The sequence below is a fragment of the Pseudomonas sp. 910_21 genome (genome assembly GCF_052850735.1).
Map to the genome: position 1 here is coordinate 23,795 of NZ_VXCY01000008.1, position 20,708 is coordinate 44,502.

Annotated in this window: 19 protein-coding genes and 2 pseudogenes; 13 read left to right on the forward strand and 8 right to left on the reverse strand. The window is 62.8% G+C overall.

Annotated elements, in window-relative coordinates; translation table 11 throughout:
• Nucleotides 1-72 precede the first annotated feature (72 nt).
• Nucleotides 73-843: pseudogene (locus tag FW796_RS23515) on the forward strand (MCP four helix bundle domain-containing protein); the annotation flags it as partial.
• Nucleotides 835-1,698, forward strand: a complete 864-nt coding sequence (locus FW796_RS23520; RefSeq protein ID WP_372342471.1) for a methyl-accepting chemotaxis protein — start codon at nucleotides 835-837, stop codon at nucleotides 1,696-1,698. The pseudogene FW796_RS23515 and the gene FW796_RS23520, both read left to right, overlap by 9 nt.
• 121 nt (nucleotides 1,699-1,819) lie before the next feature.
• Here FW796_RS23520 and fabB read toward each other — a convergent pair whose 3' ends face one another.
• The 5 genes from fabB to FW796_RS23545 form a co-directional block, all read right to left on the reverse strand.
• Entirely contained in the window at nucleotides 1,820-3,040 is a 1,221-nt protein-coding gene (gene fabB, locus FW796_RS23525) for a beta-ketoacyl-ACP synthase I (RefSeq protein ID WP_123723831.1), read from the reverse strand.
• 11 nt (nucleotides 3,041-3,051) lie between these two features.
• The gene (fabA, locus tag FW796_RS23530; protein ID WP_011060067.1) at nucleotides 3,052-3,567 is read right to left on the reverse strand and encodes a 3-hydroxyacyl-[acyl-carrier-protein] dehydratase FabA; all 516 of its coding nucleotides are present in this window, start codon (nucleotides 3,565-3,567) and stop codon (nucleotides 3,052-3,054) included.
• A gap of 247 nt (nucleotides 3,568-3,814) precedes the next feature.
• A complete protein-coding gene (locus FW796_RS23535) occupies nucleotides 3,815-5,716 on the reverse strand; it encodes an ATP-binding protein (RefSeq protein WP_346631934.1) in 1,902 nt (633 codons plus the stop codon).
• A complete protein-coding gene (locus FW796_RS23540) occupies nucleotides 5,713-6,642 on the reverse strand; it encodes an ABC transporter substrate-binding protein (protein ID WP_346631933.1) in 930 nt (309 codons plus the stop codon). Before FW796_RS23540 ends, FW796_RS23535 begins: the two co-directional genes overlap by 4 nt.
• A gap of 1 nt (nucleotide 6,643) precedes the next feature.
• Nucleotides 6,644-8,770 (reverse strand): TonB-dependent receptor plug domain-containing protein, encoded by a 2,127-nt coding sequence (locus tag FW796_RS23545; RefSeq protein WP_404938752.1) that lies wholly within the window; start codon nucleotides 8,768-8,770, stop codon nucleotides 6,644-6,646.
• A gap of 194 nt (nucleotides 8,771-8,964) precedes the next feature.
• On the opposite strand from FW796_RS23545, the gene FW796_RS23550 reads away from it, so the two are divergent.
• The 10 genes from FW796_RS23550 to FW796_RS23595 all read left to right on the forward strand — a co-directional run bounded on the left by FW796_RS23550 (nucleotide 8,965) and on the right by FW796_RS23595 (nucleotide 17,534).
• Nucleotides 8,965-9,990, forward strand: coding sequence for an NAD(P)H-dependent glycerol-3-phosphate dehydrogenase (locus tag FW796_RS23550; RefSeq protein ID WP_123723827.1), 1,026 nt, complete (start codon nucleotides 8,965-8,967; stop codon nucleotides 9,988-9,990).
• Between the two features lie 18 nt (nucleotides 9,991-10,008).
• The gene (locus FW796_RS23555; protein WP_102863952.1) at nucleotides 10,009-10,356 is read left to right on the forward strand and encodes a DUF4389 domain-containing protein; all 348 of its coding nucleotides are present in this window, start codon (nucleotides 10,009-10,011) and stop codon (nucleotides 10,354-10,356) included.
• Complete coding sequence (gene sixA, locus FW796_RS23560) at nucleotides 10,353-10,802, forward strand: phosphohistidine phosphatase SixA (protein WP_346631931.1); 450 nt, start codon at nucleotides 10,353-10,355, stop codon at nucleotides 10,800-10,802. Before FW796_RS23555 ends, sixA begins: the two co-directional genes overlap by 4 nt.
• A 171-nt stretch (nucleotides 10,803-10,973) precedes the next feature.
• Complete coding sequence (locus FW796_RS23565; RefSeq protein WP_446440147.1) at nucleotides 10,974-12,641, forward strand: AMP-binding protein; 1,668 nt, start codon at nucleotides 10,974-10,976, stop codon at nucleotides 12,639-12,641.
• A 33-nt stretch (nucleotides 12,642-12,674) separates the two neighbouring features.
• The gene (locus FW796_RS23570; protein ID WP_446440148.1) at nucleotides 12,675-13,100 is read left to right on the forward strand and encodes a hotdog fold thioesterase; all 426 of its coding nucleotides are present in this window, start codon (nucleotides 12,675-12,677) and stop codon (nucleotides 13,098-13,100) included.
• 132 nt (nucleotides 13,101-13,232) lie between these two features.
• Nucleotides 13,233-14,039, forward strand: a complete 807-nt coding sequence (locus tag FW796_RS23575) for an alpha/beta fold hydrolase (protein ID WP_346631929.1) — start codon at nucleotides 13,233-13,235, stop codon at nucleotides 14,037-14,039.
• Nucleotides 14,036-14,890: an alpha/beta hydrolase gene (locus FW796_RS23580; RefSeq protein ID WP_346631928.1), complete on the forward strand. Its 855-nt coding sequence runs from the start codon at nucleotides 14,036-14,038 to the stop codon at nucleotides 14,888-14,890. The genes FW796_RS23575 and FW796_RS23580 overlap by 4 nt, the downstream gene beginning before the upstream one ends.
• A 50-nt stretch (nucleotides 14,891-14,940) precedes the next feature.
• On the forward strand, nucleotides 14,941-15,600 hold the full coding sequence (locus FW796_RS23585) for a glutathione S-transferase family protein (RefSeq protein WP_346631927.1): 660 nt from the start codon (nucleotides 14,941-14,943) through the stop codon (nucleotides 15,598-15,600).
• A gap of 8 nt (nucleotides 15,601-15,608) precedes the next feature.
• On the forward strand, nucleotides 15,609-16,412 hold the full coding sequence (locus FW796_RS23590) for a DUF4892 domain-containing protein (RefSeq protein ID WP_404938758.1): 804 nt from the start codon (nucleotides 15,609-15,611) through the stop codon (nucleotides 16,410-16,412).
• A gap of 69 nt (nucleotides 16,413-16,481) precedes the next feature.
• The gene (locus FW796_RS23595; protein WP_346631925.1) at nucleotides 16,482-17,534 is read left to right on the forward strand and encodes an AI-2E family transporter; all 1,053 of its coding nucleotides are present in this window, start codon (nucleotides 16,482-16,484) and stop codon (nucleotides 17,532-17,534) included.
• A 37-nt stretch (nucleotides 17,535-17,571) separates the two neighbouring features.
• Here FW796_RS23595 and FW796_RS23600 read toward each other — a convergent pair.
• From FW796_RS23600 to FW796_RS23610, 3 genes and pseudogenes are all read right to left on the reverse strand, one after another.
• A pseudogene (locus tag FW796_RS23600) lies at nucleotides 17,572-17,757 on the reverse strand (calcium-binding protein); the annotation flags it as partial.
• Between the two features lie 83 nt (nucleotides 17,758-17,840).
• Nucleotides 17,841-18,893, reverse strand: coding sequence for a sensor histidine kinase (locus FW796_RS23605; protein WP_346631924.1), 1,053 nt, complete (start codon nucleotides 18,891-18,893; stop codon nucleotides 17,841-17,843).
• Nucleotides 18,893-19,657, reverse strand: coding sequence for a response regulator (locus FW796_RS23610; RefSeq protein ID WP_346631923.1), 765 nt, complete (start codon nucleotides 19,655-19,657; stop codon nucleotides 18,893-18,895). The genes FW796_RS23605 and FW796_RS23610 overlap by 1 nt, the downstream gene beginning before the upstream one ends.
• Nucleotides 19,658-19,973: 316 nt before the next feature.
• Here FW796_RS23610 and pyrF point away from each other — a divergent pair, with 316 nt between their 5' ends.
• Complete coding sequence (gene pyrF / locus FW796_RS23615; RefSeq protein WP_213664951.1) at nucleotides 19,974-20,675, forward strand: orotidine-5'-phosphate decarboxylase; 702 nt, start codon at nucleotides 19,974-19,976, stop codon at nucleotides 20,673-20,675.
• Nucleotides 20,676-20,708 lie beyond the last annotated feature (33 nt).

Below are 20,708 nucleotides of genomic sequence, written 5' to 3' on the forward strand. Positions count from 1 at the left end.
TCCAACGGCCCGATACCGTCTAAGAGCACCCTGCTGCAAGTTCTTGCAGCGCTCTAGGAAGGAGCCAGAGGAATGAGCCTCAGAAGTCTCAATATCGCGCCGCGCGCAAGCCTGGGTTTCGGCTTGCTGGCGCTGATGGTGTTTGCTCTCGGGGCATTCGCCCTGATGCAGATGGCCAATATGCGTCAGCAGTCCGATGAGGTGGAAAGCAATTGGCTGCCCAGCGTCATGTCGGTCGGTGACATGAGTCAGGACCTGCTGCGCATCCGCGCCCTGACCCTGCGTCTGCTGATCAATCGCGACCCGCAGGCGATTGCCCAGAACGAAAACAAGATCAACGACATCAAGACTGGCCTGGGGGCTGCCCAGGGCCGCTATGAGTCATTGATCGTGCTGCCCCAGGAGCGGGTCCTGTTCGATCGTTTCAAGGTCATTGAGAAGCAGTACCTGCAGCGCCAGGCCCAGGTCATGGCCTTTTCCAGCCAGAACCAGCTGGAAGAGGCGGTCAAGGTGGTCAATGGCGAAATGAACCAATTGGCCGACGAAATGGCGGCGACCCTGCATGACCTGATCGAGTTGAACAAGCAGAGCGCGACCCAAGCCACGGACCTGGCCCAGGCCGTGTTCAGCAAGTCACGGGTCTGGGTGGTGGGCATGATCGTGTTGGCGGCGCTGGTCACCATTGGCCTGGCATTGTTGCTGACCCGCAGTATCGTCCTGCCCCTGGCCCAGTCCCTGAGTGTCGCCGAGGTGGTGGCCGGCGGTGACCTGACGGGGGATATCACGGTGGTTGGCAAGGATGAGCCGGCACGCCTGCTGCAAGCGCTCAAGGCCATGCAGCACAGTCTGCGGGAAACCATTCGGCGCATTTCCGATTCTTCCAGCCAGTTGGCCTCCGCCTCGGAAGAGCTCAGTTGCGTGACCGAGGATGCGACCCGGGGCCTGCATCAGCAGAGCCTGGAAATCGAGCAGGCGGCCACCGCGGTGAATCAGATGACCGCCGCGGTGGAGGAGGTGGCCAGCAATGCTGTGGCCACGTCCGAAGCCTCTCGGGAGTCGGACCGGATCGCCCAGCATGGGCGTGAGCAGGTGCATCAGACGGTGCTGTCCATCGAGTTGCTGGCCGAGGATGTGACGACCAATGCCAGTCAGGTGGAAGACCTGGCACAGAAGGTCTATGGCATCAGCAAGGTGCTGGATGTGATTCGCTCCATCGCCGAGCAGACCAACCTGCTGGCACTGAACGCGGCCATCGAGGCTGCGCGAGCCGGGGATGCCGGGCGCGGGTTTGCCGTGGTGGCGGATGAAGTGCGGGCCCTGGCCCATCGGACCCAGCAGTCGACCCAGGAAATCGAGCAGATGATCGGTGGTATTCAGCAAGGCACCGACCAGGCGGTCAGTTCCATGCAGCACAGCAACAGCCGGGCCCGCTCGACCCTGGAAGTGGCCAAGGCGGCGGGGCAGGCGCTGGAGGAAATCGCTTCGGCCTTCACCCTGATCAACGAGCGCAATATCGTGATTGCCAGTGCCTCGGAGCAGCAGGCAGCGGTGGCGCGGGAGGTGGATCGCAATCTGATGAACATCCGTGATCTGGCGCTGCAGACCTCGGCGGGGGCCAACCAGACCAGCGCCGCCAGTCAGGAGCTGTCGCGGCTGGCGGTGGATCTGAACACCATGGTGGCGCGCTTTTCGGTGTGAGGTTGTTTGGCCGGCGATCCGCTTCATACAGGTGGCGTAGGAGGCGGCTTGCCAGTGAGCTCCAGGCGAAAAAAAGCCCCGAACCAGTCGGGGCCTTTTTCATTCGGCGCAGCCGCGGGGCTTACTTGCCCTGCCAGCGTTTCAGCACCAGGGTGGCGTTGGTGCCACCGAAGCCGAAGCTGTTGCTCATCACGGTGTTGATGGTGGCATCTTCGCGAGTCTTGGTCAGGATCGGCATGTCGGCCACTTCCGGATCCAGCTCGTCGATGTTGGCCGAACCGGCCATGAAGTTGCCTTCCATCATCAGCATGCAGTAGATCGCTTCGTGAACGCCGGCGGCGCCCAGGGAGTGACCCGACAGGCTCTTGGTGGAACTGATGGCCGGGGCCTTGTCGCCGAACACTTCACGCACGCCCTTCATCTCGGCAACGTCGCCGACCGGAGTCGAAGTGCCGTGGGTGTTCAGGTAGTCGATCGGTGCGTCGACGGTGGACATGGCCATTTCCATGCAGCGGATTGCGCCTTCGCCGCTTGGAGCCACCATGTCGTAGCCATCGGAAGTGGCGCCGTAGCCGACGATTTCCGCGTAGATCTTGGCGCCACGGGCCAGAGCGTGTTCCAGCTCCTCGACCACCACCATGCCGCCACCGCCGGCAATGACGAAACCGTCACGCTTGGCGTCGTAGGCGCGGGAGGCCTTTTCCGGGGTTTCGTTGTACTGGGTGGACAGGGCGCCCATGGCATCGAACAGGAACGACTGGGTCCAATGCTCTTCTTCACCGCCACCGGCGAAGACGATGTCCTGCTTGCCCATCTGGATCTGTTCCATGGCGGTACCGATGCAGTGAGCACTGGTGGCGCAGGCAGAGGCGATGGAGTAGTTCAGGCCCTTGATCTTGAACGGTGTGGCCAGGCAGGCGGAAACGGTGCTGCTCATGGTCCGCGTTACACGGTATGGGCCAACGCGCTTGACGCCTTTCTCGCGCAGGATGTCCAGCGCTTCCATCTGGTTCAGGGTCGAAGCGCCGCCGGAGCCGGCGATCAGGCCGGTGCGGGGGTTGGACACTTGCTCTTCGCTCAGACCGGAGTCGGCGATGGCGTCTTTCATGGCCAGGTAGGCGTAAGCCGCCGCATGGCCGACGAAGCGATAGATCTTGCGATCGATCAGCTCTTCAAGGTTCAGGTCAATGGAGCCGGAAACCTGGCTACGCAGACCCATTTCGGCATATTCCGGGTTGAAGCGGATGCCAGGGCGACTTGCACGCAGGTTAGCGGAGACGGTCTCTTTGTCATTGCCCAGGCACGAAACAATGCCCAGACCAGTGATAACGACGCGGCGCATGCGGATAACCCTTAGAAGTTGTCAGTTGAGGTAAACACGCCGACCCGAAGGCCTTCGGCGGTATAGATTTCGCGGCCGTCAACGCTGACCGAACCATCGGCGATGGCCATGTTCAGCTTGCCCTTGAGCACGCGCTTGATGTGAATGTTATAGGTGACTTTTTTCGCGGTCGGCAGTACCTGGCCGAAGAATTTCACTTCCCCCGAACCCAGGGCGCGGCCGCGGCCCGGCAGGCCTTGCCAGCCGAGGAAGAAACCGACCAGCTGCCACATGGCATCCAGGCCCAGGCAGCCCGGCATCACCGGATCGCCTTCGAAGTGGCAAGCGAAGAACCACAGGTCTGGAGTGATATCCAGCTCAGCGACCAATTCACCTTTACCGTACTTGCCACCCTCTTCGCTGATATGGGTGATGCGATCCACCATCAGCATGTTGGGGGCGGGCAGTTGCGCGTTACCTGGGCCGAACAGCTCACCGCGACTGCAGCGCAGCAGGTCTTCCCGAGTAAAGGCGTTTTGTTTGGTCATGCGAGCTCCTCAATAGTCCCGTGCGGCAGGGTTGGGCAATCTTCCCGGCCGATCGAAGCGTTCATGCCTCGAGCCGGCAGCCTACTCATAGACTATTGCGTTGTAGTGAAAGTCACAGCGCAAAGGGCATGAATGTACACTTGTGCACTGAAATTTTTTTTGAGGGCCTTTTCGGGGCCCCGTCGGGTGCCTAAGACTGCCGCACTTTCGCCCATCACGCCAGTCGCACCTGTTCGAAAATAGCCTGTTACTGCACCCAACGTTGGAGAATTTGCTGCAGATCCGCCCGCTTGAACGGCTTGGCCAGGTAGTCGTTCATGCCCGCCGCCAGGCAGGCTTCGCGGTCGCCCTGCAAGGCGTTGGCGGTCAGGGCGATGATCGGCAAATCAGCGCAGCCGGGCAGTTGGCGGATCTGCCGGGTGGCTTCGTAGCCGTCGACCAGTGGCAGTCGGCAGTCCATCAGAATGGCCTCGAAAATCAGGCTTTCGGCGCTGCGTACCGCCTGGGCACCGTCAGTGACGATGCTCACGGTGAAGCCCAGGCTGCGCAACATGGCCTGGATCACGGTCTGGTTCACCGGGTTGTCCTCCACCAGCAGCACGTTGCGGCCTTCGCCCTGGTGAGCGGCCGTATTCACTCGCGGCGCCAGCACCGGCAGGCTTTGCTGAAACAGCGCCAAGGGGATTTCCAGAGTGAACACCGAGCCCTGGCCTTCTTCGCTTTGGGCGCGCAGGGTGCCGCCCATGCGTTCGGCCAGCGTGCGGGCGATCGGCAAGCCGAGGCCCGTGCCGCCGTAGCGCCGGGAAATCGAACTGTCGGCTTGCTGGAATGCATCGAACATCAGTTCCAGGCTGGCCGGGCTGATGCCGATCCCGCTGTCGCGCACCGAGCAGGTAAACCACAGGAGTTCGTGATCCAGGGCCTGCCACTGTGGCTCGATGGTGACGTTGCCTTGTTCGGTGAATTTCAGCGCGTTGCCGATCAGGTTGACCAGAATCTGGCGGATTCGCGTGGGGTCGCCCTTGACCTGCAGCGATTCCATGCCCGGCGGTAGCCGCAGTTGCAGGTCCAGGCCTCGTTGCAATGCGCTGTGCTGGAAGGCCTGGGCCGAGCTGCTGATCAACTCGGCAAGGTTGAACGGAATGTGCTCCAGCTCCAGGGCCGAGCGCTCGATGCGCGAGAAGTCGAGGATGTCATTGATCACCTTCAGCAGGTGCTCGGTGGATTCCGAGGCCAATGCCGCGTACTCGCTCTGCTCCTGGGTCATCTCGGTGGTTTCCAGCAATTGCAGCATCCCCAGCACGCCGTTCATCGGGGTACGCAGCTCATGGCTCATCATCGCCAGGAAGTCGGATTTGGCCTTGTTCGCTCGCTCTGCATCTTCCCGGGTCTGAATCAGTTGTGACATTGCCTGTTGCTGCTCACGGCTGGCCAGTTCCAGGCCGGCGGCGAGGTTGTTGATATGTCGCGCCAGATTGCCCAGCTCGCCGTCGTCGACAATCGGCAGCGGTGTCTTGAAGTCGCCTTCCTGAATCGCCTTCACCGCGTGGCCCATGGCGCTGATGGGTTGCGCCAGGCCGGCCGCCAGGCGTCGAGCCAGGAAGAAGGTGAACAGCAAGGCGAACAGAGCGAGAATCCCGGCCTTGAGGAGGATTTCCTGCTGACGCTGGCTGAAGGCGTCATTGGACATGCCAACAATGACCCGCCCCAGGTAACCGTCACCCTGGGGGCTCAGGCTGGCGGGATCATTCTGCAGAAAATCGTTGTGCACCTGGATGCGCTGCAAGCGTATCGGCGCCTGGAATACCTTGATCTGTTGGGCGTGGTTGTGACTGGCGGACGGCTGCTCGACATACACCAGGATGTTGTTGGCGCTGTCCTGGACCTCCAGAAAGTGCACATGGGGCGTGGCCAGGGTGGCTTGCAACAGGCTTTCCAGGCCTTCGTTGTTGCCGGAGATCACCCCGTACTCGGTGGCCGGGGCCAACTGGTTGGCTATCAGTTGGCCGGTATGGTTCAGCTCCTGGCGCAGATCCTGGAGACGCACGAAGGTGAAGAAGCTGATCAGCAACAGGGTCAGGAGCAGGGCCGGGCCCAGGCTGATGAGCTGAGTGCGGGTCTGGATATCCCACCGGCGACGCAATGTCATGGGTGTTTCTCTCCTTCACTCAACTGGTGCGCGACGGCTTGCGGGTCGATTTCTTCGATGCCCAGGGAGCGTGCCACCTGTGGATTGCTCAGTACTTTGAAGGCAGCCGGGTACAGCTCCCTGGGCCAGCGGGCCGGTGCTTGATCCAGCAGGCTGTCCAGGGTCTGCAGCCAGTCCTGCTGATCGCTGTAGGTGCTGGCCAGGCTGCCGGCCCTGACGAAACCGGCATTGGGCCCGATCAGTGCCTGCTGCCGGGCGTAGCTGCTCAGCAGCAGGTTCTTCACGGTTTTCGGGTTGTACAGCTTGGGGTCGTCCAGGCCCAGTAGCACCTCGCTGTTGCGCAGCAGGTTCTGCAGCGGGCGGCTGTCATTAGTGCTGTCCCAGGGTTCGGCGACGATTTCCATTGCCATGGATTGCGCTGCGCTGCGCAGTTCCTTGAGCAGAAACTGGCTGTCCTCGCTGTACAGCACGCCGACCCGGCGCACCTGGGGCAAGACCTTGTGGATCAACCGCAGTTGGCGGCTCAGGGGCGGGTCGCTCCAGAGCAGGCTGAGTTTGGGGTGAGGCGCGCCTTGCAGGCGCTGCTGGGCTTGCAGGCGGCTGATCCGCAGGACCAGGGTGGCCGGCCCTTGCGGGTCTTGCAGGCGCCAATCGAGGCTTTGCGGGTCCAGCAGGATCAGGCGCGTGGCTGCGGGCAGTTGGCTCGGTGCCGGCAGTTGTGCCAAGGGCACGAAGCGCACCTGGTCCTGAGGACGCTGGGTGGCCAGTTCTTCGGTGAAGGTACGCACACTGTCGTTGTCTTCACTGGCGGTCAGCAACACGTCGGCTGCCCGCAGCGGAGTCGCCAGCAGCAGGCCCAGCACGATCAGGCAGAGACCGAGGCAGCGATGAACGCCCAGGGCCTTCCAGGGCCCGCGCCGACCCATGCTAGAACTCCAGCTCGGCACTGAGGTAGGCCACGTGCCGTGAGTCGTAGAGATTGTCGGCGAAGGTGGTGGGCTCATGGTCAAGCCGCTGTTGCAGCGTGCCTGCCAGTTCCAGGCTGGCCTTGCCCAGGACCAGGCGTTTGGCGATGCGGGCGTCGATGCGCTGGAAGCGGTAGCCGTTGAGGGCGTTGTCACCATAGTAGAAGAGGGCGCTGGACCAGCCCTGGCCCCAATTGCGCAGCCAGCCGGCAGAACCGCTGTTGCTGGCGGTCAGGTGCTGGTCCAGGCGATTGCTGGCTTGCGCATGGACATAGGCGTAGGTCAGGCGCAGGCGGTCGGCGCGGCTCAGTTGCCAGTCCAGCTGGCTCTCGGTGCCGGAGAAGCGCGACGAGTTGTTGTTGCTGGCGATGTACTGGTTGTTGCGCAGCGGTTCGCTGATCATTCCGGTGATTTCGTCGTAGAACAGCTTGAGGTCCAGATTCAGTGCCTGGTCGATGAAATAGCCGTTGTAGCCCAGCTCTCGAGAGCGCATGTGCTCCTGGTCAAGATTGCCGGGACCACGGGTCCTGACGAAGTACTGGGCGCTGTTCTGGCCGTAGACCGGAGCGCTCAGACCGGTGACCCGGTAACTCCAGTTGACGTTGTTCTCGAACATGTCCGCAGAGCGGATGGCTTCCGAATACACCGCGCGCAGCCCGTGGCGCGGATTGATCAGGTAGTTGACGGCGATCCGTGGCGTCAGCGAGTTGCCGGTCAGTTGGGTGTCTTCGTACATAGCCCCGCCCTGGATCAGCCAGTGTTCGCTGGCCCGCCACTCCAACTGGCCGAACAGGCGCCAGGTGGTGTCGTCGAGGGTGCCGTTGAAGTAGGTTTCGGAGTCGGCCCGGTCGTAACGATAGTTCATGCCGCTGACCAGCCGCAGGTTATCGCTGAGGCTCAGGGTGTCCTGCAACTCCAGGTCGTAGCGAGTTTCCCGGGCGCTCTGGTCGATATTGCCGCAGACGGTATTCTTGCCGCCGGCGTTCCACTGGGTGAGGACCTGCTGGGCTATGGCCTGCTCGGCTGGAGATCCCGGGGGCGGGGCACCGGCATCGCTGAAACCTTTGATGCCGCGCGCCAGGCGCTCTGCGTAATTGGGGTTGAGTTGCCACAGGCGCGTCAGTTCGGGGCTGAAGGAAATGGCCGCATCACAGGCCCGCCAGGTCTGCTGGCGATCCCAGTGCTGTGCCGAGCCCTGGACATAAAGGCTGTGCTGCGCATTGAACTCCAGGTTCCAGCGCAGTGACCCGGCGTAGTCCTTGGCCACCACGTCGGAGTTGTTGCCCTGTTGGGACACGCCATAGAACACCGGCTTGTAGGTATAGGGCCGCTGGTTGGTACCTTCCTTGGCATTCAATTGCCAATCGATGCTTTGTTGTTCATTGAGCATCTGACTCACCGACAGGCTGACGCGATTCAAGCGCCTGCTGTCGCGGTAGTCCGAACCATCGAGGCGGCTGTCGAAGCCATCATCTTCCTGCCCCGACAACGACAGCCGCAGGTCGCCGCTTTCCCAGCCGGTGCCCTGGCTGGCGTACCAGTCGTTGATGCCGCGCTGGCCCCGAGTCACCTTGAAGCGCGTGCCGTGGCTGTTGGCGGGTGAGCGGGTAATGATGTTGACCACCGCCATCAGCGCGTTGGCGCCGTAGCTGACGGTGTTGGGGCCACGAAACACTTCGATGCGCTCGATGTCCTCCATGGCCACCGGGATATCGCTCCAGTCCACCGTGGCCAGGCCCGCGCGATACACCGAGCGTCCGTCGATCAGCACCTGCATGCGTCGGGCTTCGCTGGCATTGGTACCGTGGTAGTTGATGGTGGCCTGGTTGCCGCTGATGGCGCCGACCATCATGCCCGGCACCAGGCGCAGCAGTTCGCTGATATCCCGGGCGCCGCTGGCCTTGATCAGTTCATTGTCGAGCACGGTCATGCTGCCGGGGACCGCAGCAGGGGATTGTTTCAGGCGGGTGGCGGTCAAGACTTGCGGCAGGGCGGAACCGTCGAGAAACAGATCGTCGGCCAGCACCGAGTGGCCGAACAGCATGCCCAGCAGCAGTGACAGACGAAGAGGTGAGGGGCCAACGGACACGGCACAGCCTTGAATCTTGAAAGATGGCGCGCATGTTAACCGAGACAGTCGAGTTTTCCAGTCGATAAGCCCGACATTCCCCGAATGACTCCACCCGTTCCCGACAGATCGCCTGAATGGCTGCTGGGGCTGGTGGTGGGAAAACCGCCCCGTATAATGCGCCATCGCCACTGCTATGGATAAACGGATTGCATATGACACAACAGCGCCCTATTGCGGTCCTGGGAGGCGGAAGTTTTGGTACCGCCGTGGCCAATCTGCTGGCCGAGAACGGTCATCCGGTGCGGCAGTGGATGCGTGATCCCGAACAGGCCGAGGCCATTCGGGTCAATCGCGAGAATCCGCGCTATCTCAAGGGCATCAAGATTCATCCGGCGGTGGAGCCGGTCACCGACCTGCTGGCCACCCTGAATGACAGTGACCTGTGCTTTGTCGCCTTGCCTTCCAGCGCCCTGCGCTCGGTACTGGCGCCCCACGCGCAACTGTTGAGCGGCAAGATGCTGGTCAGCCTGACCAAGGGCATCGAGGCCCAGACCTTCAAGCTGATGAGCGAGATTCTCGAGGATATCGCCCCGCAAGCGCGGATCGGCGTGCTCTCCGGGCCCAATCTGGCCCGTGAAGTGGCCGAACACGCCCTGACCGCTACCGTGGTTGCCAGCGAAGACGAAGAACTGTGCCAGCGGGTCCAGGCCGCACTGCATGGCCGGACTTTTCGCGTCTATGCCAGTGCCGACCGCTTTGGCGTGGAGCTGGGCGGGGCACTGAAGAACGTCTATGCAATCATCGCCGGCATGGCGGTGGCCCTGGGCATGGGGGAAAACACCAAGAGCATGCTGATTACCCGCGCGCTGGCGGAAATGACCCGCTTTGCCGTGAGTCAGGGCGCCAATCCCATGACCTTTCTCGGTCTGGCCGGTGTCGGTGACCTGATCGTCACCTGTTCCTCGCCCAAGAGCCGCAACTATCAGGTGGGCTTTGCCCTGGGCCAGGGCCTGAGCCTGGAAGAGGCGGTGACCCGCCTGGGCGAAGTGGCGGAGGGCGTCAACACCCTCAAGGTGCTCAAGGTCAAGGCCCAGGAGCTGGGGGTCTACATGCCGCTGGTAGCCGGGCTGCACGCGATTCTGTTCGAAGGGCGTACGCTGAATCAGGTGATCGAGCTCTTGATGCGCGGCGAGCCGAAAACCGACGTCGATTTTATCTCCACCAGCGGATTCAACTGAGTAGCACAGGAGCCAGACATGAACGATACGAATTCCGAAGCCAAATACGAATCCATCCTCCTGCGCGTGCTGTGGATGCTGGTGTTCGTGATGGTGTGGCAGGTGGCGCAGTTTCTCCTGGGTGCCCTGGTCCTGGTGCAGCTTGTTTATCGGTTGATCTATGGCGCACCCAATGCCGGCCTGATGAATTTCGGTGACAGCCTGAGCCAGTTCCTGGCTCAGATCGGCCGTTTCGGCAGTTTCCATACCGAGCAGAAGCCCTGGCCGTTCTCGGATTGGCCAACCCCACGGGCACCTGAAGGGGAGGCTCCCCATAGCGTGCCGCCAGCACCCCATCCGGTGCGCGATGAGGAGCCCAAGCTGTGAAACTGTGGGTCCTGCGCCATGGTCAGGCCGAATCCCACGCGCCCACCGATGCTCAGCGCAATCTCACCGCCCACGGCCGTGAGGAAGTGCTGGGCAGCGCCGCGCACCTGATTGGCCAGCCCATCAGCGCAATCATCGCCAGCCCTTATGTACGAGCCCAGCAAACTGCCCAGCTGGTACGCGAGGCGCTGGGGTTCGAAGGAGAGGTCCGCACCGTGTCCTGGCTGACGCCGGAGGCCAATCCGCTGCAGGTGCTGCAGCAACTGGACAGTGCGGACAATTTGCTGCTGGTCAGCCATCAGCCCCTGGTGGGTAGCCTGATCGGCCTGTTGCAGCATGGCCATCTGCGTGATCCCCAGCCCATGAACACCGCCAGCCTGGCGGAGCTGGAGGGCGACTGGCCTCTGGCGGGACTGATGACCCTCAACGGCGTCAAGCACCCTTGATGCGGGTGGCGGCCGGGAATCCTTCGGCCGCCATTACCTTTTGCACCCGGTCGGTATCGGGTCGTGATCCGCTACATTTCTTAACTTGCAGCGCTCCTTTGTGCGTGGAATAGTCAGCCAAGCAAGTGCTTGGTTGGTATCACGAACAGAATAAAAACAAAGGAGCGAGTCATGTCTGCTGCTTTCAGTTTGCCGCTGCAAGTGTTCTACGAGCGCGAAGCTCGTCATCCCCACCAACGTTTCCTGGTTCAGCCCAGCGCCGGAGGACAGGTGCAGGCGTTGAGCTGGTTCGACGTCGGCCAACAGGCCCGTCGTGCCGCCCAGTGGCTGCGGGAGCGGCAGCTGGCTCCTGGCAGCCACATTGCAATCATCGGCAAGAACTCCGCCCACTGGATCATCAGCGACCTGGCGATCTGGATGGCCGGGCATGTGTCGGTGCCGCTGTATCCCAACCTCACAGCCGATTCGGTGGCCCAGGTACTGGAGCATTCCGAGTCGGCCCTGGCATTCATCGGCAAGCTTGATGACTGGCCGGGCATGGCCCCGGGGGTCAAGCCCGGGTTGCCCACCATCCGTCTGCCGCTGGGCCCCGAGGGGCATTTCGATTTCGACTGGGATCAGGTGCAGCGTTGCCAACCACAGGCGGACAGCCCTTGCCCGTCTGCGGATCAACTGGCCACCATCATCTACACCTCCGGTACCACCGGCATGCCCAAGGGCGTGATGCACAGTTTCGGCAACCTGGGATTTGCCGCCGGCCACGGCGTCGGGCTTTTCGGCCTGGGCCCCGAGGATCGGTTGCTGTCCTACCTGCCGTTGTGTCATGTGGCCGAACGCATGTTCGTCGAGATGGCGGCGATCTACACCGGGCAGACCGTGTTCTTTGCCGAAAGTCTCGATACTTTCCTGGTTGACCTGCAACGGGCCCGGCCCACTGCGCTATTTGGCGTGCCGCGGATCTGGACCAAGTTCCAAATGGGGGTCTACAGCAAGGTGCCGGCCAAACGCCTGGATTTTCTTCTGGGCCTGCCTTTCATCGGCAGGCGCGTCGGTCACAAGGTGCTGGCCGGACTGGGACTCGATGCATTGCGTCTGGCCTTGTCGGGGGCCGCGCCGGTCCCCCAGACCCTGTTGCACTGGTATCGCCGTCTGGGCCTGGATGTGCTGGAGGTCTACGGCATGACCGAAAGCTGCGGTTATTCCCATATCGGGCGATCCGGGGAGCATGTTCCGGGCTGGATCGGCCGGCCTTGTCCTGAGGTCGAAGTCCGTATCGATGAGGCGGGGGAGGTCCAGGTGCGCAGCGGGGCCACCATGCTGGGGTATTACAAGGACCCGCAGAAAACGGCGGAAACCATCACCGAGGATGGTTTTTTGCGCACGGGTGACAAGGGCGAGCAGGATGCCGCCGGCAATTTGCGCCTGACTGGCCGGCTCAAGGAAATCTTCAAGACCAGCAAGGGCAAGTATGTGGCCCCGGCCCCCATCGAGAATCGCCTGGCGGTGCATGCCCATATCGAGCAGGTGTGCGTGGTGGGTGATGGCTTGAGCGCGCCGCTGGGGCTGTGTGTGCTTTCAGCGGCCGGCTTGCAGGCTGCTGGCGGCAGCTCCCGGGAAGGGTTGCACAACAGCCTGGAAAGCCTCCTGGCCCAGGTCAACGGCAGCTTGGACAAGCACGAGCGTTTGCATCGGCTGGTGGTGGTCAAGGACAACTGGGCCGTGGAGAACGGCTTTCTGACCCCGACCCTGAAGATCAAGCGCAATGTGATCGAAGCCACCTATGGCGGGAGTTTTCAAACCTGGAGCGAGCGTAGCGAAGCCGTGCTGTGGCAGGATTGATCGACAAGAACAACCCCAAAGAAGGAAGCGGCGATGAGTCTGTGGCGTACCACTCCGAACATTGAACAACTGAACGCAATCCAGAAGAACACCATCGGCGAAGTGCTGGATATTCGCTTTGAGTCCTACGACGAGGAGTCGTTGACGGCGAGCATGGTCATCGACCATCGCACCCATCAGCCCTATGGCCTGTTGCATGGCGGCGCGTCGGTGGTGCTGGCGGAAAGCGTCGGCTCCATGGCCAGTTATTTGTGCATCGATGCCAGCCAGTTCTATTGCGTGGGCCTGGAGATCAACGCCAACCATCTGCGGGGCTTGCGCAGCGGCCGGGTGACAGCGGTGGCCAGGGCCATTCATATCGGGCGCACTACCCACGTCTGGGACATCCGCTTGAGCAGTGATGAAGGCAAGGCCAGTTGCGTCTCGCGCCTGACCATGGCGGTGGTGCCGCTGGGGTAGAAGCCGCCGGCGCCTTGAGACGACGGGCCATAGGCTGAGCCCGGGTGTCAGCATTCCTGTCCGTTACGGTCATTGCCCTGGCGCAGGGCCTTGCGGACAATCGTTGTTGGTTTGGTGGATGGATGAGTCGGTATGTCGCAACAGGTGTTTTTCGCTCACGCCAATGGGTTTCCCTCTGGGACTTACGGCAAGTTGTTCGCTGCCTTGGCGCCTGAATTCCAGGTCAGCCACTTGCAGCAGCATGCCCATGACCCGCGCTTTCCAGTGGACGACAACTGGCGCAGCCTGGTGGACGAATTGATTCATCACCTGCAACAGCAGGCCCAGCCGGTATGGGGCGTCGGACATTCGTTGGGCGGGGTGTTGCACTTGCATGCGGCCTTGCGTTGTCCGGAGCTGTATCGGGGCGTGGTCATGCTCGACTCCCCGGTGCTGACCCGGGCCGATCAATGGGTGATCCGCGCCGCCAAGCGTTTTGGTTTCATCGACCGCTTGACTCCCGCCGGGCGCACCCTGGGACGTCGCGAGGAGTTTGCCGATATCGAAGCGGCCCGCAGCTACTTCTCGCGCAAGACCCTGTTTCGCGCTTTCGACCCGGACTGTCTGGACGCGTACTTGCAGCATGGCCTGCAGCAAGTGGGCGACCGGCTGCGGTTGCGCTTCGATCCGGCTACCGAGATCAGCATCTATCGCGGTGTGCCCCACACCAGCCCCGGCAGTGCCCGCCAGCTAAAGGTGCCTCTGGCGGTGGTGCGGGGGCAGCAGAGCCGGGTGGTGATGCGTCATCACACCAGTGCGGTGGGGCGCATGCCCCATGGTGAGTCGCTGACCATGCCCGGCGGCCACATGTTTCCCCTTGAACGGCCCGATGCCACGGCGGCCTTGCTCAAGGAACTGTTCAGCCGCTGGGACGATCGCCAGCAACGGAGTTGTGCATGAGCCATATCGTCGAGGAAGTGCGCCTGAGTCTGCCCCACATCGAGCTGGCGGCTCATCTGTTCGGCCCCGAAGACGGTTTGCCGGTCATCGCCCTGCACGGCTGGCTGGACAACGCAAACAGCTTTGCCCGGCTGGCGCCCAAGCTCAAGGGGCTGCGTATCGTTGCCCTGGACCTGGCCGGCCATGGTCATTCAGGGCATCGCCCCCTGGGGGCCGGCTACGCCTTGTGGGACTACGTGTACGACGTGCTGCAAGTCGCCGAACAGTTGGGTTGGAAGCGTTTCGCCCTGATGGGCCATTCCCTGGGGGCGATCGTATCCCTGGTGCTGACGGCCGCGCTGCCGGAACGGGTCAGCCACCTGGCTTTGATCGACGGGGTCATTCCACCAACCGCCAAGGGTGAGGACGCCGCCGAACGCCTGGGCATGGCCCTGCAGGCGCAAATCCACCTGCAGGACAAGCGCAAGCCGGTCTACAGCACCCTGGAGCGGGCCATCGAGGCGCGGATGAAGGGGCTGGTGGCGGTCAGCCGCGAGGCTGCCGAACTGCTGGCCCAGCGTGGCCTGATGCCGGTGCCTGGCGGCTACACCTGGCGCAGTGACAGTCGCCTGACCCTGGCCTCGCCGCTGCGCCTGACCGAAGAGCAGGCCATGTCCTTCGTCCAGCGTGTCAGTTGTCCAACCCAGCTGGTGGTAGCGGCCGATGGCATGCTGGCCAGGCACGAAGCGCTGTTGCAGCGTCTACCCTTTAGCCGTGAACAGCTGCCAGGCGGGCACCATCTGCATCTCAATGATGAGACCGGTGCCCGCTTTGTCGCAGACTGTTTCAATCGGTTTTTCGCCGTTCCTTGACTTGACGGGGGCAACTGTCGAGGCTGGGCGGGTTGAAATGGGAGACAACCATGATAGATCTGTACACCGCTGCGACCCCCAATGGTCACAAGGTTTCCATCCTGCTTGAAGAACTCGGGCTGCCCTATGAAGTGCATGCCTTGAGTTTCGACAAGAGGGAGCAAAAAGCCCCAGCGTTCCTGAAGATCAATCCCAATGGGCGTATTCCGGCCATCGTCGACCGCGACAATGGTGATTTTCCGGTATTTGAATCCGGCGCGATCCTGGTGTACCTGGCCGAACGCAGTGGCCAGTTGCTGCCCACCGACCCCAAGGGCCGCTCCATCGTCATGCAGTGGCTGATGTTCCAGATGGGCGGGGTGGGTCCCATGCAGGGCCAGGCCAACGTGTTCTTCCGCTACTTCCCGGAAAAGCTCCAGGGCGCCATCGACCGCTATCAGCATGAAACCCGACGCCTGTACGAGGTGCTCGATACTCGCCTGCAACAGGTCGACTATCTGGCCGGGGACTACAGCATTGCCGATATCGCCACCTTCCCCTGGGTGCGCGGTCATGAATGGTCCGGAGTCTCGGTGCAGGGATTGCCGGCCCTGCAACGCTGGATGGCGGCCCTGGAGGCCCGGCCTGCGGTCCAGCGCGGCTTGCAGGTTCCGCAACGCAGTGACGACGCCAGCGTCGTCAAAGGTGCCCAGGCCATGCTTATCCGATGAGAGTGTTCATGCGTTCAATCAGTGTTCCGGGCTTGGCCTTGTTAAGCTCGCTGGCGTTTGCCGCCGATCTGCCGGGCAGTCATGACCTGCCTTTGGTTCCCCGTCTGACCGACGCACAAATCGTCGACTACCGCCCCGAAGTGGAGCAGGAGCGCGTCTACCCTTTGGGGTCAGTCCGCAGGATCAGCGGCCAGCTGCGTTTTGACGGACAGGTCAATGCCCGGGGCAAGCTCACCGCCATTACCTACCAATTGCCTGCCGAGCGCAGCTCCAACGAGGCCTTCACCCTGGCCCGGGAGGCGCTGCAGAAGCAGGGGGCCGAGCTGTTGTTCTGGTGCCAGGCCCGGGATTGCGGCGAGAGCAGCCTGTGGGCCAATGACGTGTTCGGCAACGCCAAGCTGTATGGCGCCGATGAGCAGCAGGCCTATCTGCTGTTGCGGCTGGCGGCGCCCCAGGACAACACCCTGGTGGCCTTGTACAGCATCACCCGGGGTAATCGCCGGGCCTACCTCCATGTGGAGCAGTTCGATGCTGGAGCGCCTCTGGGCGACTTGCTGCCCACCTCGGCGACCCTGTTACGGCAGTTGAAGGACACGGGAAAACTGGATCTGCCAAAACTGACGGACCCCCAGCCCGTCTGGCTCAACCTGCTCTCCCGTGGCTTGAATCTGGACACCACGATGCGGGTCAGCCTGTCCGGCAAACAGGCTGAAGCCTGGCGCCAGGCCCTGATCGGCCAGGGCGTGCTGGCCGCGCGCATGGAGACCGGCGACACCGAAGTGGCCGGCCTGCACTTCGAACGGCTGCGTTAAGCTGTTTCAGGCGGCCCGCACTCGCGGGTTCGCCTACTCTTCTCTGATTCTTCTTGCGCGAGACATTTCATGCCCAATAACGATCGACTGCTGGTGCAGATCCTGCTCCTGGTGTTGTTCGGTGCCAGCTTCTGGGTGATGGCGCCTTTCTGGTCGGCGCTGTTCTGGGGCGCGGTACTGGCCTTTGCCAGCTGGCCTCTGATGCGATTGCTGACCCGTTGGCTCAATGGCCGCGAATCCCTGGCCGCAGCGTTGCTGACCCTGGGCTGGATGGTCCTGGTGGCGGCGCCCCTGGTCTGGCTGGGTCTCAATCTGGCGGACCATGTGCGCGATGCCACGGCCTTTATCAAGGACGTGCAGGTGGATGGGCTGCCCGAGGCTCCCGCCTGGCTCGGCGGCTTGCCACTGATAGGGGAGCGGCTGGTAGGGCTGTGGGACAGCATCGACCAGCAGGGCGCGGCCCTGATGCTGGCGGTCAAGCCGTACCTGGGGCAGGTGGGCAACTGGTTGCTGGCCCGCAGTGCGCAGATTGGCGGGGGCATTCTTGAGCTGACCCTCAGTATTGTCTTCGTGTTTTTCTTCTACCGCGACGGTCCGCGCCTGGCGCTGTTCGTGCACAAGCTGCTGGAGCGCCTGATCGGTGACCGGGCCGGGTATTACATCGAACTGGTGGCCGGCACCGTGCAACGGGTGGTCAACGGAGTCATAGGTACCGCAGCGGCCCAGGGCGTGCTGGCGCTGATCGGTTTTCTGATTGCCGGCGTTCCCGGGGCGCTGGTGCTGGGGATCGTCACCTTCCTGCTCAGCCTGATTCCCATGGGACCGCCCCTGGTGTGGATTCCGGCTACGGCCTGGCTGGCCTGGAAGGGCGAATACGGCATGGCGGTGTTCCTGGGAATCTGGGGCACCTTCATCATCAGTGGCGTGGACAACGTGCTCAAGCCTTACCTGATCAGTCGCGGCGGCAACCTGCCGCTGGTGATTGTGCTGCTCGGCGTGTTCGGCGGCCTGATTGCCTTCGGCTTTATCGGTCTGTTCATCGGCCCGACCCTGCTGGCGGTGGCCTACAGCCTGTTGCTGGACTGGAGCGCTAGCCAGGCCCGGACCCAGGAACCGCGCTGATCTTCCGATTGCCGCTCCCGTGGGAGCGGCAGTTGCTTCAAGGGGCGACGTTGACGCTGTTGCCGACGCTGCTGGTGTTCAACTGATACTGCTTGCTCCAGTTGGCGATCATCTTGCCCAGGGCTTCGGCGATATTCGCCTGCTGCTCCTGGGAGCTGCTGTGCTGATTGCGTCCGGCTTGCAGCGCCGCCTTGAGCTCATCGCTGCTGATACCGCCACTGCTACTGGGAGACACCGGCTCTTGCAGCCTCAGAGGGGGAGTTGTCCTGGGTATTTGAATTTTCTACCCGTCGCTACATAAGGCGCTCAGGGGCGAGGCAGGTGCAACACTGCAGTCAGGCCGCCGCCCGGGGTTTCGTCCAACAGCAATTGTCCACCCATGCGCTCCGCAGCCTCGCGGGCGATGGTCATGCCCAGGCCTACACCGCCGGAGTTACGGTTGCGCGAGCCTTCGAGGCGGAAGAAGGGCTCGAACACGGCCTCACGCTTGTCGGCGGCAATCCCCGGTCCATGGTCGATGACCCGGATCAGCAACTGCTCACGGTTGTCTTCCAGGGCCAGGGTGGCCTGCCCGGCATAGCGCAAGGCGTTGTCCAGCAGGTTGTTGAGGCAGGACTGCAGGGCCATCGGCTGCACCAGCAGGGGCGCGCAATGGCCCTGGGCCTGGACGTCGGCGCCCTGGTCCTGGGCGTTCTCGCAGAGCGACTCCACCAGCGCCTGCACATCCATCCATTGCTGCGCCTCGCTGGTGCGCTGTTCATGCAGATAGCTGAGGGTGGCATCGAGCATCTTGATCATGTCGTCCAGGTCCTGGCGCATCTGCCCTTGCAACTTGCTGTCCTCGATCTGTTCCAGGCGCAGCTTGAGTCGCGACAGCGGAGTGCGCAGGTCGTGGGACACGGCGCCGAGCATGCGCCCCCGTTGCTGAACCTGTTCCTGTATGCGCTTCTGCATCTGGTTGAAGGCGCTGGCTGCTTGTCGCGCTTCCCGGGGGCCGACCTCTTCCAGCGGCGGGCTGTCGAGATTTTCGCTCAGGCGTTCGGCGGCATCGCTGAGGCGCTGGATGGGGCGCGATAGCAGCTTGGCGCCGTACCAGGCGGCGATGATCAAGGAGATGAACTGGAAGGTCAGGGGCACCAATGGGCCACCGAACCAGGGACGTGGCGGGCGTCTCGGGAAATGTGGTGGCGGAGCCGAAGGCTGGCCATTGCTGAGCGTCGCCGAATGGGTGGGGGGAGGTGGTGGCCGTGGTGGCCCGTAATGGTGAAACCAGAAGAATGCCAACAGGTGGGCGAGTACGATCGCGATCAGCAGGACGCCGAACAGGCGGCCGAACAGCGTATCGAAGCGCCCACGCATCAGCCGATATCTCGGGCGTCGAACAGGTAGCCCTCACCGCGCACGGTCTTGATCAACTGCGGTGATTTCGGATCATCCCCGAGCTTCTGCCGCAGGCGCGAGACCAGCAGGTCGATGCTGCGATCAAAGGCCTCGATGGAGCGTCCCCGGGCGGCGTCCAGCAGTTGTTCGCGGCTCAATACCCGGCGCGGGCGCTCGATGAATACCCAGAGCAGGCGGAACTCGGCATTGGACAGCGGCACCACCAGGCCATCGGCTGAGATCAGCTGGCGCAGGACGCTGTTCAGGCGCCAGTTGTCGAAGCGGATATTGGCTCGCTGTTCGCTGCGATCATCACGGACCCGGCGCAGGATGGTCTGGATTCGCGCCACCAGCTCTCGGGGTTCAAAGGGCTTGGCCATGTAGTCGTCGGCCCCCAGTTCCAGGCCGATGATGCGGTCGGTGGGTTCGCAGCGGGCAGTGAGCATGAGGATCGGAATATCCGATTCGGTGCGCAGCCAGCGGCACAGGGACAGGCCGTCCTCTCCGGGCAGCATCAGATCCAGTACCACCACGTCGAAGTGTTCGGCCTGCAGGGCCTGACGCATCGCAGCTCCGTCGGTGACGCCGCTGGCGTGGATGTTGAAACGCGCCAGATAGTCGATCAGCAGTTCGCGGATCGGTACGTCGTCGTCGACGATCAGGGCCCGGGTGTTCCAGCGCTTGTCGTCGCCATTGACTGCAGCTTTGGAGTCGTCGTTGAGAGGGGCTGGAGTGTTATGCATGGGGCGTTCATCTGCCAGGTAGGCTACCGGCCACCAGACGGTGACGGCGAGGTTGTGGCTTCAGCATAGGCGTCCGGCCCGGGGGCTGGAAGTGCTGTTCGAGGGTATTGCGGCTGGGGAGGGTAGCGTCGGGGGTTGTTGCTGACGTGTCGTCAGTGTATCCGGTTTGATACAAAGACCGCGTCCCCCGGGGGATTTGTTGGCCGGATCGGCATTCTCGACCACCGTTGAGGATGATTTACCTTTCATCGGGTCCCGGATCGCCACGGCTTGCGCTACAATCCGCGCCGATTTCGACTTGCCTGAGAGCCCCTTCATGTCCGCCTGCCAGACTCCTATCATCGTCGCCCTGGATTTCCCCACCCGTGACGCCGCACTGAAACTGGCCGATCAACTGGACCCGAAACTGTGCCGGGTCAAAGTCGGCAAGGAGCTGTTCACCAGCTGTGCCGCCGAGATTGTCGGGACCCTGCGCGACAAGGGTTTCGAAGTGTTCCTGGACCTGAAGTTCCACGACATTCCCAACACCACCGCCATGGCGGTCAAGGCTGCTGCGGAAATGGGCGTGTGGATGGTCAACGTGCATTGCTCTGGCGGCCTGCGCATGATGGCAGCCTGCCGCGAGGTGCTGGATCAGCGTACAGGTCCCAAACCGCTGTTGATCGGCGTCACCGTGCTTACCAGCATGGAACGTGAGGACCTGGCCGGTATCGGCCTGGACATCGAGCCCCAGGAGCAGGTACTGCGCCTGGCCGCCCTGGCACAAAAGGCCGGCATGGACGGTCTGGTGTGCTCGGCCCTAGAGGCCCAAGCTCTGAAGAGCGCCCATCCTTCCCTGCAACTGGTGACCCCGGGAATTCGTCCGGCGGGCAGCGCCCAGGACGACCAGCGGCGGATTCTCACCCCGCGTCAGGCTCTGGACGCCGGCTCCGATTACCTGGTGATTGGTCGTCCCATCAGCCAGGCGGCCGATCCGGCCAAGGCCCTGGCCGACGTAGTGGCCGAACTGGCCCTCTAAGCCTGCTGCAGGAGCTGGCTTGCTGGCGAAACG